Annotated in this window: 11 protein-coding genes and 1 tRNA gene; 8 read left to right on the top strand and 4 right to left on the bottom strand. The window is 65.0% G+C overall.

Going from position 1 to position 13,351, the window contains the following annotated elements; all coding sequences use genetic code 11:
- A partial coding sequence (locus HYU53_13385) for a sigma-54-dependent Fis family transcriptional regulator (protein MBI2222186.1) occupies positions 1-551 on the top strand: 551 nt, incomplete at its 5' end.
- A 103-nt stretch (positions 552-654) separates the two neighbouring features.
- Here the strand turns inward: HYU53_13385 and HYU53_13390 are convergent.
- From HYU53_13390 to HYU53_13400, 3 genes are all read right to left on the bottom strand, one after another.
- The gene (locus HYU53_13390) at positions 655-1,317 is read right to left on the bottom strand and encodes a hypothetical protein (GenBank protein ID MBI2222187.1); all 663 of its coding nucleotides are present in this window, start codon (positions 1,315-1,317) and stop codon (positions 655-657) included.
- Between the two features lie 115 nt (positions 1,318-1,432).
- Entirely contained in the window at positions 1,433-2,374 is a 942-nt protein-coding gene (locus HYU53_13395; protein MBI2222188.1) for a hypothetical protein, read from the bottom strand.
- A gap of 22 nt (positions 2,375-2,396) precedes the next feature.
- Entirely contained in the window at positions 2,397-3,602 is a 1,206-nt protein-coding gene (locus tag HYU53_13400) for a hypothetical protein (GenBank protein MBI2222189.1), read from the bottom strand.
- Between the two features lie 821 nt (positions 3,603-4,423).
- Between HYU53_13400 and HYU53_13405 the strand changes: the two genes are divergently transcribed.
- The 4 genes from HYU53_13405 to HYU53_13420 all read left to right on the top strand — a co-directional run bounded on the left by HYU53_13405 (position 4,424) and on the right by HYU53_13420 (position 8,079).
- Positions 4,424-4,503, top strand: a tRNA-Asp gene (locus HYU53_13405).
- 510 nt (positions 4,504-5,013) lie between these two features.
- Positions 5,014-6,246: a hypothetical protein gene (locus HYU53_13410; GenBank protein ID MBI2222190.1), complete on the top strand. Its 1,233-nt coding sequence runs from the start codon at positions 5,014-5,016 to the stop codon at positions 6,244-6,246.
- Positions 6,247-6,289: 43 nt separating this feature from the next.
- A complete protein-coding gene (locus HYU53_13415) occupies positions 6,290-7,111 on the top strand; it encodes a hypothetical protein (GenBank protein MBI2222191.1) in 822 nt (273 codons plus the stop codon).
- A 407-nt stretch (positions 7,112-7,518) separates the two neighbouring features.
- Entirely contained in the window at positions 7,519-8,079 is a 561-nt protein-coding gene (locus tag HYU53_13420) for an OmpA family protein (GenBank protein MBI2222192.1), read from the top strand.
- A gap of 286 nt (positions 8,080-8,365) precedes the next feature.
- On the opposite strand, the gene HYU53_13425 is transcribed toward HYU53_13420, so the two are convergent.
- On the bottom strand, positions 8,366-8,848 hold the full coding sequence (locus tag HYU53_13425; protein MBI2222193.1) for a hypothetical protein: 483 nt from the start codon (positions 8,846-8,848) through the stop codon (positions 8,366-8,368).
- 83 nt (positions 8,849-8,931) lie between these two features.
- Between HYU53_13425 and HYU53_13430 the strand changes: the two genes are divergently transcribed.
- The 3 genes from HYU53_13430 to HYU53_13440 all read left to right on the top strand — a co-directional run bounded on the left by HYU53_13430 (position 8,932) and on the right by HYU53_13440 (position 13,306).
- Complete coding sequence (locus HYU53_13430) at positions 8,932-10,113, top strand: patatin-like phospholipase family protein (protein ID MBI2222194.1); 1,182 nt, start codon at positions 8,932-8,934, stop codon at positions 10,111-10,113.
- 326 nt (positions 10,114-10,439) lie between these two features.
- On the top strand, positions 10,440-13,130 hold the full coding sequence (locus HYU53_13435) for a glucosidase (protein MBI2222195.1): 2,691 nt from the start codon (positions 10,440-10,442) through the stop codon (positions 13,128-13,130).
- Positions 13,127-13,306 (top strand): hypothetical protein, encoded by a 180-nt coding sequence (locus HYU53_13440; protein ID MBI2222196.1) that lies wholly within the window; start codon positions 13,127-13,129, stop codon positions 13,304-13,306. Before HYU53_13435 ends, HYU53_13440 begins: the two co-directional genes overlap by 4 nt.
- Positions 13,307-13,351 lie beyond the last annotated feature (45 nt).

Genomic DNA, 13,351 nt, shown 5'->3' on the forward strand with positions numbered 1-13,351 from the left:
ATGGCGAACTCCGTCGGGTTGGGGATACGCGGAGCAAACGGATCGACGTCCGGGTAGTCGCGGCGACCAACCGTTCCCTCGTCGACGAATGCGGCCGAGGTCGTTTCCGCCGCGATCTGTACTTCAGGCTTGCGGTCGCCAGAACGCCTATCCTCCCGCTGCGTGAACGTCCAGATGACATTGAAGCCCTCATAGAATACTTCTTGCTTCTGGGCCAATCCGAAAGGTCGACGGGCAAGCGAGTCCTTGGGATAAACCGCGCGGCACTCGCCTTACTGAAAAGCCATTCTTGGCCGGGGAACGTTCGTGAGCTCAGAAATGTCATTGCATATGCAGCGTCGATGAGTGATGGAGACGAGATTACCGAAGATGCGGTGGTCTCGGCATTGGCGTGCAAGCCGGGTGTCGAAAAAACACGAGGTGACACCATGGCGAAGCGAACCCTGAGCGCGCTCGCGGAGAATCAATGGAATCGCACCCGTACCGCGAGGCTCCTCGGGATAAATCGGTCGACCCTTTGGCGGCGGCTTCGCAAGTATGGTGTCGAATGAACGCGAACGGCCCTGCGCCTACGTTGCGTCCTGAACCGAACCGCCTGCACCCAGGCAGTGCGCTTGCTGGATTGGCGCAACCGCACCCCGGCAGCGGGCAGCGCTAGCGCGTGCAGCTACCCTTTAATGGACGCAGACTCCCGGCCCAGCCGACCCTCGGGCCATCCAGACTCTCCAGACTCAGTTCTATCCAGCGACCCTCCGATTCTTCGGCGCCGTACGTGATTGACCAGAACAACTGGCCCTTCGTCGCGGCTACGTTGAACACCTCTAATAACGTTCCGTTAGTTACCTCCAGCGAGAACAGCTTCGGCGCCGGGCCCGGAGGTTCACGAGATGGACGCTCAGGAACAGTCGGATCGATCAGGTGCAACAACGCGCGGCTCACAGACGCGGTGGTCAAAGCCTGTCGCTCGAATGCGACCTGACGATTCAGGAAATGGTTACAGTCATCCCAGGCTGCTCTCGACCGCATCGTCACGACGCCGAAGACCTCGCGCCACTCGTACCGCGGATCCAGAGCAATCAGCGTGTCGAGCGCCTGCCTGACGGTCATGCCTCGCAGGTCCACGCTATCGCGCAGCCGCGAGTCCACCGGAGGATCGAGCGCTTCCTCGAATCCCGTCGAGACGCGCGCGACTCTGGAGAGGATCGACATTCGTGACTTGATGACCTCCTCCGGCTTCGACGCATCTTTCGTAACCTCGATGCGCATGGGTGCGGTGATGCGCCGGTCGAGCCCTGCGCCTTGGCCCTTCAGCCCCATCGGCGCCACACTCAGAAGACAGAGGAGTCCAACTGACATTCGAACGACAAAACCCCCTGGCACCTCGCCACCTCCCGACAGTCTCACGGCTGCCACGCCTACTCCCAAGGACCCGTCAACTGCAGTTATTGTAGTGGGCACCAGCAACGGTGGCATCGAGAAGCGTGTACCCCTCACCCGTTGCGTAGAACTGGTATCCGTGAATGACCGTCGAACCGTTGAACTCCGTCAACGCGTTGTTTATCACCGACGTCCGCCGCGTCGGGTCCCCGAAATCGTCGTTATGAAAAGCCGCCTGCGTCATTCCAGACGCGTACAGCTCGTCTTTGAAGAGCGGGCCGAGAATGCACGAGTCCACGTACCAATGCGTATTAAACGGCGGTGGCAGTGGCGCCGGATAGGCGGCCCAGCAGTTCTTCGATTGCCGGGCGTTCCATTTGCACCCGGTGGGCGAGTCATCACGGCTCCAGTCTAATGTATTGTCCGTCCGCGTGAGTTCGACCGGAGCCGGGTCCCACGTGATCGCCCTCGAGAAGCCGTTGCCACTGCAAAGCCGGTCTGGCGGGCAGTAAGTGCACACCGGCGGCGGTTCTTCGGCGGGCAACACCATGCGTTGCAGTCCGACGAGGGTGGTCTCGTCTTCGGCGACAGGTGCCTGCGACAACAGCTGTTCGTAGCGCTGCCACCCGCCTTCGTGCTGGAGCCGCCCCTTGAGCCGCTCCAGATATGCGCGAACGGCCGGGTCGCGAAAGGGATGGCCGTTCAGTGGGAAGGCGCGATATGTGCCAGCCCGCGTGTCCGCCATCACGTAATAGATGAACGCCCCCCTGCGGCCCTCCGCACGGACCCGAATATGTAATCGCTGGCTGTTGTCGGGAAATGTCTCAAGAGCGACCCCAGCCAAGTGAACAGCGCTCCCCGGATCGGGCGCCAGTGACCGGATGACGGCCTGCGATGTCGGCTGCTCCTGAACGGGGGGTGTGGAGTCGGCGGCGCGTGTCGGGCCTACGACAACAGGGGCGCCGACGAGCACGGCTAACAACATGACGCGTAGCATGGTAATCTCCTCCTTCCGCGACTCAAATGCAGGCACAGCGCGCCCGACTGTGCTCGCGCGTTCCTGCGATCAATCGGTGCCGGACATTCTCGAGCGCCCAGTACATGTGAACGGTGAGCACGAAGGATCCGCTCCTCGTGCTGCCATCCGTCGCTCTGGCGGCGAGCCTCCGCACCAGCTCCGCCGAGTCGGTCGGCGTGGGGTGAGCAGGCGAGTATCCCCAGTCGCGAGAATATGGAGAGCCACAGAACCCGATTTGGACCAGATGCGCGAGCAGCGACAGAGAAGACCGGGTTTCCGGCTCGTTCGCGAGTGCGATGTCGACCAGCTCTCCGTGCAGCCGTTGGGCTTCTTGTCCATACCGGACCATGTAAGAGGCGGCCGTCGGATCCTGACTGAATACATCCTGGACCACCACGAGCATGGCCAGAGTGTGGACCCCGTACTCGGTAAGGTAGTTGACGGACGGATCCGTGCGAGCGTGGGAGGCATACGCCAACTGGTTTGCTATGAGTTCTGGAAGCGACTGCAGTCGATCCGACTCGTCACGCCACGTTGTTGTGAAGGGCTTTGGAGCCCGTTGTGGAGCGATTGCCAGGGCCTGTATGTACCAAGACAGGTCGAGGGCGGTCAGGCGTCGAGTCAACTGACGGCGCACGTCCGAGTCGCACCACTCTTCGTCTGTCGCGTGGCCACCTCGAGCGGCGCGCGTTCGATCCGCAAGGGCCGATCGCATGAGCATCGCCGCCAAGCCGTACCCGCTCTTGCGTTGCTCGAATTCGACGACTTCGGTGGGGCCGTCTGTGCACGGCGGGTTGGACCAAGCGCCGGAAACAGTGAGCAGCGCCAAGAGTACCTGCGCCGCATGCCCCTCGTTCGGCCGGACAGGCGGTGCGTCCGAGGCAGGCGGCGCATCGGCGCATACACGACGAGCGAGCTCCCGCCGAGCGAGATTGCCACTGTCGGAGCCGGCGATATCCGCGGCGAGCGCCAGTGCGTGGACGTCGGCGCGCTCCGGCTCCACTCGCATCACCGGCTCGAGCTCCTCGCGCAGACTCCAGATGGCGCTCTCGACACGGTGGAGCAAATCTGATTGTTCAAAGGCGCTCACATCGGCCTGACCGCAATATGGCAGGCACGCGACCGTGAGGGCTGTACTCGCGTTCACGAGCACGGGAAGAAGGCCCACCGAGTGCCCGTGAAGACGCTTAAATCCTGTGATGCGCATGCCGTCGTCGGCTCCTGGGTGCCGGCGACCCAAGAGACAAGTTCGTTTTCTCACGGTAATCCACAAGACGATGCCCCATGGGGCATCCCGCAGCTACGCGGCCAAGTCGGTAAACGCGAGTTGTATCGTTAGCCGTCAATGTGGCGGCTTCGCCCGCACAGAAGGGCAACTCTCGTACCCGTCCTTCACGAACGAACCCGCGCGACGGAAAGCCGAATTCACGTTCGATTCTGACGCTCGACGCGAATCGCGGATTGCGGATTGGTGCGCGACGCATCATAGCGTTGCGCAACAGCTTGTTGCGTCGCGCAACTTGGGCGTCGCCGGATTCCCGAAGGAGGGCCATGCATTCTCGACCATTTCCTCTGACTTGTCCGGTCGCCTGAGCGCGTGGCGTGCACCGTCAGGCGCGCTAGCTGCCACCGGTGATCTGTCTGTGCTTTCGTCTCCCGGTGTAGTCGACGGAGCGTCGAAAGGCGCTCGGCAGCCGTCACTGAGTGCGCCGCGAAGGCGGTTTGCCCGGCCGGGCGCCCCGCTCGAGAAAGCTGGGTCCGCCATCACCGTCATCGGGACGCTCCTTCGCATCGTTGCCGAGCCGCAGCTGGAGGGGAGGCCATTACAGTTCCCGCCCTCCGACCACTCGTAGGTGTTACCGGTGAAGGGACCGATGACGTTCCGGGCGCGCACGAGATTGGCAACGCAGGAGCCATCGTCCGGCCCGCGCCCTCATCTCCTTGCAAGAACTTGCAAGTCTTTCCGGAACACGCGGCTACGAGCGGCCTCGAACTGCCGAGCGGCGTGAGGGCCGACCCCGATTTTCCGGGGTCGGCTGCGTTGGGCTGTCATCGGTGCCGGCCTGTCACGCCGGAGGTCGCGAGTTCGAGTCTCGTCGGCCCCGCCAATTACATCTGGGTCTCAATCGCCCGCAAGTAGCTGAAGGCGGGTGCGGTTACGGCGAGAGATGGCGCCACCGACATTAGGACGTGAGCAACCCCCCGGGGCCGGGGTCCGGTCGCTGCCCGGTCAAAACCGGGGGTTGCTCACGCCCGCATTGGCAGCGCGGACTGCGAGCGCCCGATTGCGGCCGACAAAGAGCGCTGTCCGCTGTGGGCTCGTTGCACCACGAGTAAATCGTTGACAGTGTGGTCGATGCGGCTGCGCGAGCCTTCTTCCGTTCAGGTGGCGGTACACCGAACGGCAAGCAGACGACCGTTCACGACAACGACAACCACCGCCTTTTGTCGCGCCTCGCGGCGTCAGCCGTTTCATGGCCCGAGTCCGCAATCCTGCATGAAGACCGGCTCCGAAACCGACTCGAACGTGCCTCTACCGGACTACCATGGTCGAGTGATGATGGCCCGTGCCGGAGGCCTTCTTGTGGCGGCGAACGGGTCTCACGAGGTGTCGATTCGTGGCGATTGTGGAGGTCCATCCGGAGCGTATTGACGGCCCTTGGGCTGAGGGGTTCGTGCTGGATCGGCACGTCGTTTCAAGCCGTCCGATCGGGTATCTCGGTGAGCACATGCAGTTCGAAACAACGCGCTCGCCGCTTGGCGAACTCGTGTATCAGTTGAAGTATCGAAACGGCAGGCTGAATGACATTATCGAGACTGCCGTCGCTTTCATCACAAAACGGTGGAGCGGCCTTGTCGACTGTGTGGTCCCGCCGCCGCCCTCCTTGCACCGGACGAAGCAGCCGGCTGTGCTCATCGCTGAGGGAGTCGCCACGAGTCTCGGAGTCCCGTCCCTGGCATCCGCGGCGATCAAGACCACGGCGACGCCGCAGATGAAGAACGTCCCGTTGCACGAGCGGGCCCCGCTGCTCTCGGCGGCCATCCAGGCGGGCACCGACGTTTTCGTCGCTGGTTCACGGCAGATCTCGCGGCTTCCCGCCGAGGTAAAGACCCGTCTCGACACGATGGTCGAGAAGGGCTTTCAGATCCTCGTCGGTGACGCGAACGGTGCCGACAAGGCGGTTCAGCGGTATCTTGCCGACAAGTCGTATCCGAACGTCCTCGTGCACTGCATGAAGGACCACTGCCGGAACAATGTCGGGGGCTGGCCCACCCGCCAGCTGGTGGCCCCGCATGGCGCCAGGGGTTTCGAGTACTACTCCATCAAGGACCGTGCGATGGCGGAGGCGGCTGAGTACGGACTCATGCTCTGGGACGGCAAGAGCAAGGGCACAGTCAACAACGTCGTCAACCTGTCCCGCGATCACAAACCGGTGGTTGTGTACGTCGCGCCTACAAAGCAGTTCCGCACCGTCAAGACCTTCGACGATCTTAGAGATCTTCTCGCGCAAGGCGATTCGGACAGCGTGGTACGCAACGCGCCGCCGGGTAACTGTGCTGGCTGGCAGGACCAGCTCGTATATTGCTGCCCCCTGCTCGAAACAACCCGATCCCGCCCTCATGATCAGTCGCCAGGACCTCACGTCGCCGAGTCGGCAAGACAAGAACGCCGGCAACTCTGGCGACCTCGTGAAACACACCGTATACCTCGCGATGCTCGATCACTTGGCGCGAAACCGACAGAAGGCGCACCTCGTCGAAGCCCACGGCGGCAAGGGCGTCTACGTTTCAACCTCCGCATGATTCAACGCCGCGCCGCCTGGCGGCGACCTCATGCGCGGGCGGAATGAGGTAACCTAGCGCATCCCGCCGCATACATTTGGAGGTGTTCGCATGAGACGCCGATTGGCCCGGCCGCTCGCGGCCCTGGGTGCGTGCCTTGGCCTGTTCGCCGTTCCCGCCGTGGGCGTGCTGTCGCAGGCCGGCGACGTGCTTCAGCAGCTCTCGGTCCGCGAGTCCGAGGCCCAGAACAGCTTCTTCGACGCGATCTGGGACGGGTCCCCCTACGTGCCCGGAGGGCAGAACGTGTTCAAGGCGGCGGCCCCCGCCGCCAGGACGGCCATCGTGCGCGCCCTCGGCGCGACGCTGAAGACCTACACGCAGTCGGCGAGGTTCAAGACGCGATACGCCGAATATCTCGAGGCGAATCGCCCGCGGCCAGGCGGCGACCGCGTCAAGACGATGGCCGAGCAGGACGCCGAGGCCGCCAAGGGCATCAAGGAGATGGAAGACAACATCAAGAAGATGCCCCCGGAGATGCAGCAGCAGATGGCGGAGGTCGTCAAGCAGATGAAGGCGCAGCAGGACGAGCTCAAGAAGAACTCCGAGTACCAGGCGATGATGGAGTCGGCGATCACGCAGCAGCAGGCCGAACAGGAGCGCCAGTACCAGGAACGGCTCGCGACGTACAGCGCCGACCATCCGGCCAATCCCGATGTGCTCATCGCGGCGCGCCTGCGGCAGTTTCTCGCGCTGAGCGCCGACGTGAAATTCGACGCGACGCTCGTGAAGCAGGGATCGGTGATGCGGTTCGAGGACCCCGCGCTCGAGCAGAAGCCGGCCGAGTGGAAGCTGTGCTTCCGCGCCGGACGCGAAGCCACGGAGGCGGCCCGAGCGTTCGCCACCGAGTGGCTGAAGGAGCTGCCCGCCCGGTAACGCGCCGCACCCGAGCGGCCGGGTATAATGACGCCGGCCGCTCGGAACTATCCTTCCGTTCTCCCCTCAACGAAGCCGGACTTATGTAGGCGCAAGGGTCCGGTCAGCCCAAGGAGGCTCTCGTGAATTGGCGTGGCTTCGCGCTGTTCGTCTGCTGCCTGTGCGCGTCGGCGCTCACGGCCTTCGCGCAGACCAAGGACGTCAAGAACTTCACAGACCCCGAACTGCTCTCGCGGATACCAAACTACTATCTCTCGACTCCGCGCGCCGTTGACGAGCGGCAGTTCGACGTCCACGCGTTCAGGGTGCAACCGCGTCCGCCGCTCGAACGCGTGGAAGGGCGCGTCCGCCACTATACGTACACGTTCGACCGGGCCGTGACCACCCGCGTCAGCCCTCTCCAGATCATGCGGAACTACCAGGCCGCCGTGGCGAAACTCGGGGGCAAGACCGTCTACGAGGACACCGCTCGCACGACGATGCGGATCGCCAAGGACGGCAAGGACATCTGGATTGAAGTCGCCCCGGTCAACGCCGGCATGAACTACCACCTGTACATCGTCGAGCGGGAAGCGATGAAGCAGGACGTCGTCGGGAATGCCGAGGCGCTCGGAAGCGGTCTGGCGGCGACCGGGCACGTCGAGGTGCCCGGGATCTTCTTCGACACGGGCAAGGCCGAGCTGAAGCCCGAGTCCGAAGCGGCGCTCGCCGAGGTGGTGAAGCTGCTGCAGGCCAGCGCGGCGCTTCGCGTGTGGGTCGTCGGGCACACCGACAACGTCGGCACGGTCGACGCGAACGTCGCGCTCTCGAGCGCCCGCGCGGCGTCGGTCGTCAAGGCGCTCCAGCGGAAGGGCGTCGATCCGAAGCGGCTCGCGCCGCACGGTGCCGGCCCGTACGCGCCGGTGGCGAGCAACGCCACGGAGGACGGCCGCGCGAAGAACCGGCGCGTGGAGCTGGTCGCGCAGTAAGAGCACGCCGAACTCGGGTCCTGGGGTCGCGGATCACCTGCGAGCCCAGGACCTCGCCCAGTGTTTCCCTGCGTGCGCACCGGTGCGACCGTTGAGGCGTCAGTGGTTCGCCCCGCACGGTGCGGCGTGTGCGGAGCGCCAGCGGCGCGTGTCTCTCCGCCGAGAGGCGCGCTGGTGGCCCGGAGAGTTTGCGCGTGATGTCCCGCAGCATCGTGATAGATGCGCTGGTGATGCCCTGCCGCTCGAGTTCCGCCTGGATCAGGCCGACCGCCTGATGGCAGAACGGTCAAACGGGGACGAGAAGCGCGATATCGACACCATCGGCGACGAGGATTCGCGCCGCGTCTGGCGCGGTGTGCTCGACGAGCCGGCCGGGCGCCGTAATCGACCCCATGAACGAGAGATGCCTTGTGGCCACCTCGCCAATCTCACCCGCTCGGGCGAGCTCACGAAGTCGATCGAGCGGAAACGCGACGTTGCGGTCCTGAACGATGCCGGCGTGGTCGAACGACTGGCTGCGATGAAATTCGCCGAGGCTGCGGACGTCCGTATCGGCAGAGATGATGCGGTAGGAGCAGTCGCCGCCCTTGATACGCTCATCAAAAGGAGTCTGCCCGGCGGGCACGAGGCCGGCAGTCGTGACGAGCGCAACGCGGCACCTGGCAAGAGGCTTCCGCAAGGGCGAGCACGGCACCGGGTGCACGCGTCGCCAGGGATAGACCTTGAGCGTTGTTCGCAGCCAGACAGGGAGCTCGTCGAACGTGCCCATTGGTACTTGGTCTCCGCGATGCGAAGAACGTTACGGCGTCACGTTCGGTGAAACGAACCGCCTTTCCGAAAGACTGAAATGATATGGACGACCTTCGCGAGGGCGACGAATTGGACTGCCGTCACCTGTTGTGGCCGAATCCGGCGCGGCTGGCGCTCGCCCTGAGCGGCGGCGGCGCCAGGGCCGCCTACCAGGTCGGATTCCTCCGCTTCCTGGCCAGCCGGTTTCCCGACTTCTCTCCTGACATTCTCACGGGTGTGAGCGCGGGAGCGATCAACGCCGCCTATCTCGCGGCCCATCCGGGCACCTTCCGTGACCGGCTCGATGCGCTCGCGAACCTGTGGGCCAGCCTCAGTGTCGAGGATGTCTTTCGCGTGGACCTCGTGTGCCTCGCCCTCAATATCGCCCGTTGGGGCACACGCCTGCTGTCAGGCGGCAGTCGGCACGCGCCGCGTGCGCGAAGCCTGGTCGACACGGACCCTCTGCGACAGCTTCTGGCGGGCGCGCTTGGTGCCGAGAACGGCATACTGACAGGTGTCGACCACAACATCGCCGACGGCTCCTTGAAAGCCGTCGCGCTGACGGCGTCCAGCTATGCCACCGGCCAGTCGGTCACGTGGGTGCGAGGCTGCGGGATCGAGTTGTGGGAGCGTTCGGATCGCAAGAGCATCAACGGTCCGGTCACCGTTGAGCACGTCATGGCGTCCGCTGCGCTGCCGCTGGTGTTTCCGGCAGTCCAGATCGCTGGCGCGTGGTACGGGGACGGTGGCGTCGGTCTGACGGCGCCGCTGTCGCCGGCGGTCCACCTCGGCGCGGATCGGATTCTCGCGATTTCGACCCGCGCGTCGCGTGAGGGGCCGAATCCGACAGACATCGAGGAATATCCGCCACCAGCCCAGGTGGCTGGTGTGCTTCTGGATGCCATCTTTCTCGACCTGCTCGACGCTGACGCGCAACGCCTGCAGCGCATCAATCTTCTCGTCGACGCGCTGCCCGAGGGCGGGCGCGCGTCGCTGCGGCACGTGGACCTGCAGGTCCTGCGTCCGTCTCAGGACCTTGGACGTCTCGCCCGCGAGTACGAACCGCGGCTTCCTCCGGCCTTTCGGTTTCTCACACGCGGCCTCGGGACCCGCGAGCTGCGCTCGAGCAGCATGTTGAGCCTGATCATGTTTCAGCCCGACTACCTCAAGCGGCTGCTCGACCTTGGCGAAGCCGACGCACGGGCACGCGCGGGCGAGCTCGGGGCGCTGCTCAAGGCAGCCTGACGTAAACGGGTTCGTTCGGTCGCGAGCGTATCGGGCGCGCGCACCATTGCCGGAGCCTGTGACGGGCGCCTGCAATGCTGCGGGCACCGGCCGTGTCACGGAATGAGGTTCGATCCCCCTGCGCGGCGGCGCATGGAACGCAGAGCGCATATGCTTGCATTGAGAGTCGGCCTGCTCGCACTTCGGCTGGCAGTTGGCCGCCACGGTGCTGACCGCCCACGCCGCGTTCGGCGCCGCGCTGGCGCTCCTTCTGCCGCCGAGGCTCGACGCCGTATCGCCGTGGCCTGTCCGCGCGGTCCATGCCGCCTGAATCCTGGAGCGAACGCATGCGTTTCACGCCGGAGCACGAACGCCTGGCGAACGAGCGAACGGGGGAACAGCCTTGGCGCCGCTTCGGTCCGTACCTGAGCGAACGCCAGTGGGGAACCGTCCGCGAGGACTACAGCCTGTCCGGCACGGCCTGGGAGAGTTTTCCCCATGGCATGGCGCGCAGCCGCGCCTATCGCTGGGGCGAAGACGGGCTCGCGGGATTCAGCGACGATTGCCAGCGGCTGTGTCTCGGCGTGGCGCTCTGGAATACGCGCGATCCGATCCTGAAGGAGCGCCTCTTCGGCCTCACGGGCCCGGAGGGCAACCACGGAGAGGACGTCAAGGAGATCTACTACTACCTCGACGCCGTGCCGTCGCATGCGTACCTGCGGATGCTCTACAAGTACCCGCAGTCCGCTTATCCGTACGAGTCGTTGGTGACGGTCAACCGCCAGCGGGGTCGTGCGACCACGGAATTCGAGTTGATCGACACGGGCGCCTTCGACGAGGATCGGTATTTCGACGTCTTCGTCGAGTATGCGAAGCACGAGCCGGAGGACATTCTGTTGAAGGTCCGCGTGTGTAATCGCGGTCCGGTCGAAGCCCCCCTCGTGGTCATGCCGCAGGCGTGGTTCCGCAACACGTGGTCGTGGGGCCGGTGGCCCGATCGGCCGACTCTCCAGACTCGCGGACGCGACCGGGTCGATCTGTCACACCCGACGCTGGGCTCATTCGTGCTGCACTGCGATGGGCCGGACGTGCTGGCGGTCTGCGACAACGACACGAACCACACGCGGCTCTTTGGCGCCCGGGGCGACGGTGGGTACTACAAGGATGGCCTGAACCAGTATGTCGTGCACGGCGATGAGGGCGCGATCAACCCCGCCGGACAGGGTTCCAAGGTGGGCGTGATCTGGCGCCGTACGATCGCCCCGCACGGCGAGGCCGTGTTCCGAGTGCGCCTCGCGCGGCAGGAGCTGCCGGACCCGTTCTCCGCCTTCGACGAGGTGATCGCCCGCCGCCTCCACGAGGCCGACGCGTTCTACGACACCATTCACCCGCGGCACCTGTCTGAGGCGGAGCGCCAGGTGCAGCGGCAGGCGCTGGCCGGAATGCTCTGGAGCCAGCAGTTTTACTATTTCGACGTGCCGCAGTGGCTGGAGGGCGATCCGGCGCAGCCGCAGCCGCCCGCGTCGCGACGCGAGGGGCGAAACCGGGAATGGCTGCACCTCAACAACGCCGACGTCATTTCGATGCCGGACAAGTGGGAGTATCCCTGGTACGCCGCGTGGGCCGCGTGGGATCTCGCCTTCCAAAGCCTGCCGCTGGCCCTGGTCGATACGGAGTTTGCCAAACAGCAGCTCCTGCTCCTGACCCGCGACTGGTACATGCACCCGAACGGGCAGCTTCCCGCGTATGAGTGGGGCTTCGGCGATGTCAACCCGCCCGTGCACGCCTGGGCCGCGTGGCGCGTCTTCGAGATCGATCGCGCGCGGCGCGGCGATCAGGGCGACCTCGACTTCCTCGAGCGGATACTCCACAAGCTGCTCTTGAACTTCACGTGGTGGGTGAATCGCAAGGACGCGCACGGCCTCAATCTGTTTCAAGGCGGCTTCCTCGGGCTCGACAACATCGGCGTGTTCGACCGCAGCAGCCCGCTGCCCATCGACGGACACATCGAGCAGGCGGATGGAACCGCCTGGATGGCGATGTACGCGCTGAATCTGTTGCGACTGTCGATCGAGCTGGCCAGGCACCGGGCCGCGTACGAGGACATCGCGAGCAAGTTCTTCGAGCATTTCCTGTATATCGCCGGCGCCATGCGCAACGTCGGCGGGCAGGGGATCGACCTCTGGGACGAGACCGACGGCTTCTTCTACGACGTGCTGCACTGCGACAGCCCCGACCGCAGCCGGTGTGAGTCGATCCCCCTGCGCATCAGGTCGCTCGTGGGCCTGGTGCCGCTCTTCGCGGTGGAAACGCTGAGGTCGGACGCCCTCGAACAGCTGCCGGCGTTCTCGGCACGCATGGACTGGTTTCTGCGGCACCGCCCCGATTTGGCGGCCCTGGTCTCGCGATGGCAAACGCCTGGCGCGGGCAGCCAGCACCTGCTGTCGCTCCTGCGAGGCGGCCGGATGAAGCGATTGCTCCGGCGCGTGTTGGATGAGACCGAGTTCCTCTCCAGCTTCGGGGTCCGGGCGCTCTCGAAGTACCACCATGAGCATCCCTATCGACTCGAGATCGGCGGGGCCACTCATCAGCTTCGCTATCAGCCTGGCGAATCGGACAGCGGTCTGTTCGGCGGCAATTCGAACTGGCGCGGCCCAATTTGGATGCCCGTCAACTACCTGCTCATCGACTCGCTGCGCCGGTTCCATGCCTACTACGGCGACGACTTTCTGGTCGAATGCCCGACGGGGTCAGGGACCTTCCTGAATTTGCGCCAGATCGCCGACGAGTTGTCGGCACGGTTGGCCCGTCTGTTCGTGCCGGGCGCCGACGGCAGGCGCCCCTGCCTCGGCGCGCACGAGAAGTTCCAGCACGATCCCCACTTCCGCGATCACCTGCTGTTTCACGAGTACTTCCACGGAGATGATGGCCGCGGCTTCGGGGCCTCGCATCAGACGGGCTGGACGGGACTCATCGCCTCCGTCCTCGCCGAGTCGCCGCCCGCCTCGAACCCGGCGACGGGCGGAGGTTCGGCGTGAAGGCTATCGCCGTGCATCCAGGACGCGCCGGCAGCATCCACCCGGCCGATCTCGATCCGCCGTCGCTCGACGGGAGTCCCGGCGGCCAGGGCGTGCTGGCACGCGTGCTCATGATGCGGCTGCTGAACGAAGACACGGGCCCCATCAAGATCGACGTCCAGGTCGCCGGCGCGTAATTGCGAGGTCGTCGAGGCCCCGCGCGTCATCATGGCCCTGCACCA

The organism is Acidobacteriota bacterium (assembly GCA_016184105.1).
In the GTDB taxonomy this organism is placed as follows: domain Bacteria; phylum Acidobacteriota; class Vicinamibacteria; order Vicinamibacterales; family 2-12-FULL-66-21; genus JACPDI01.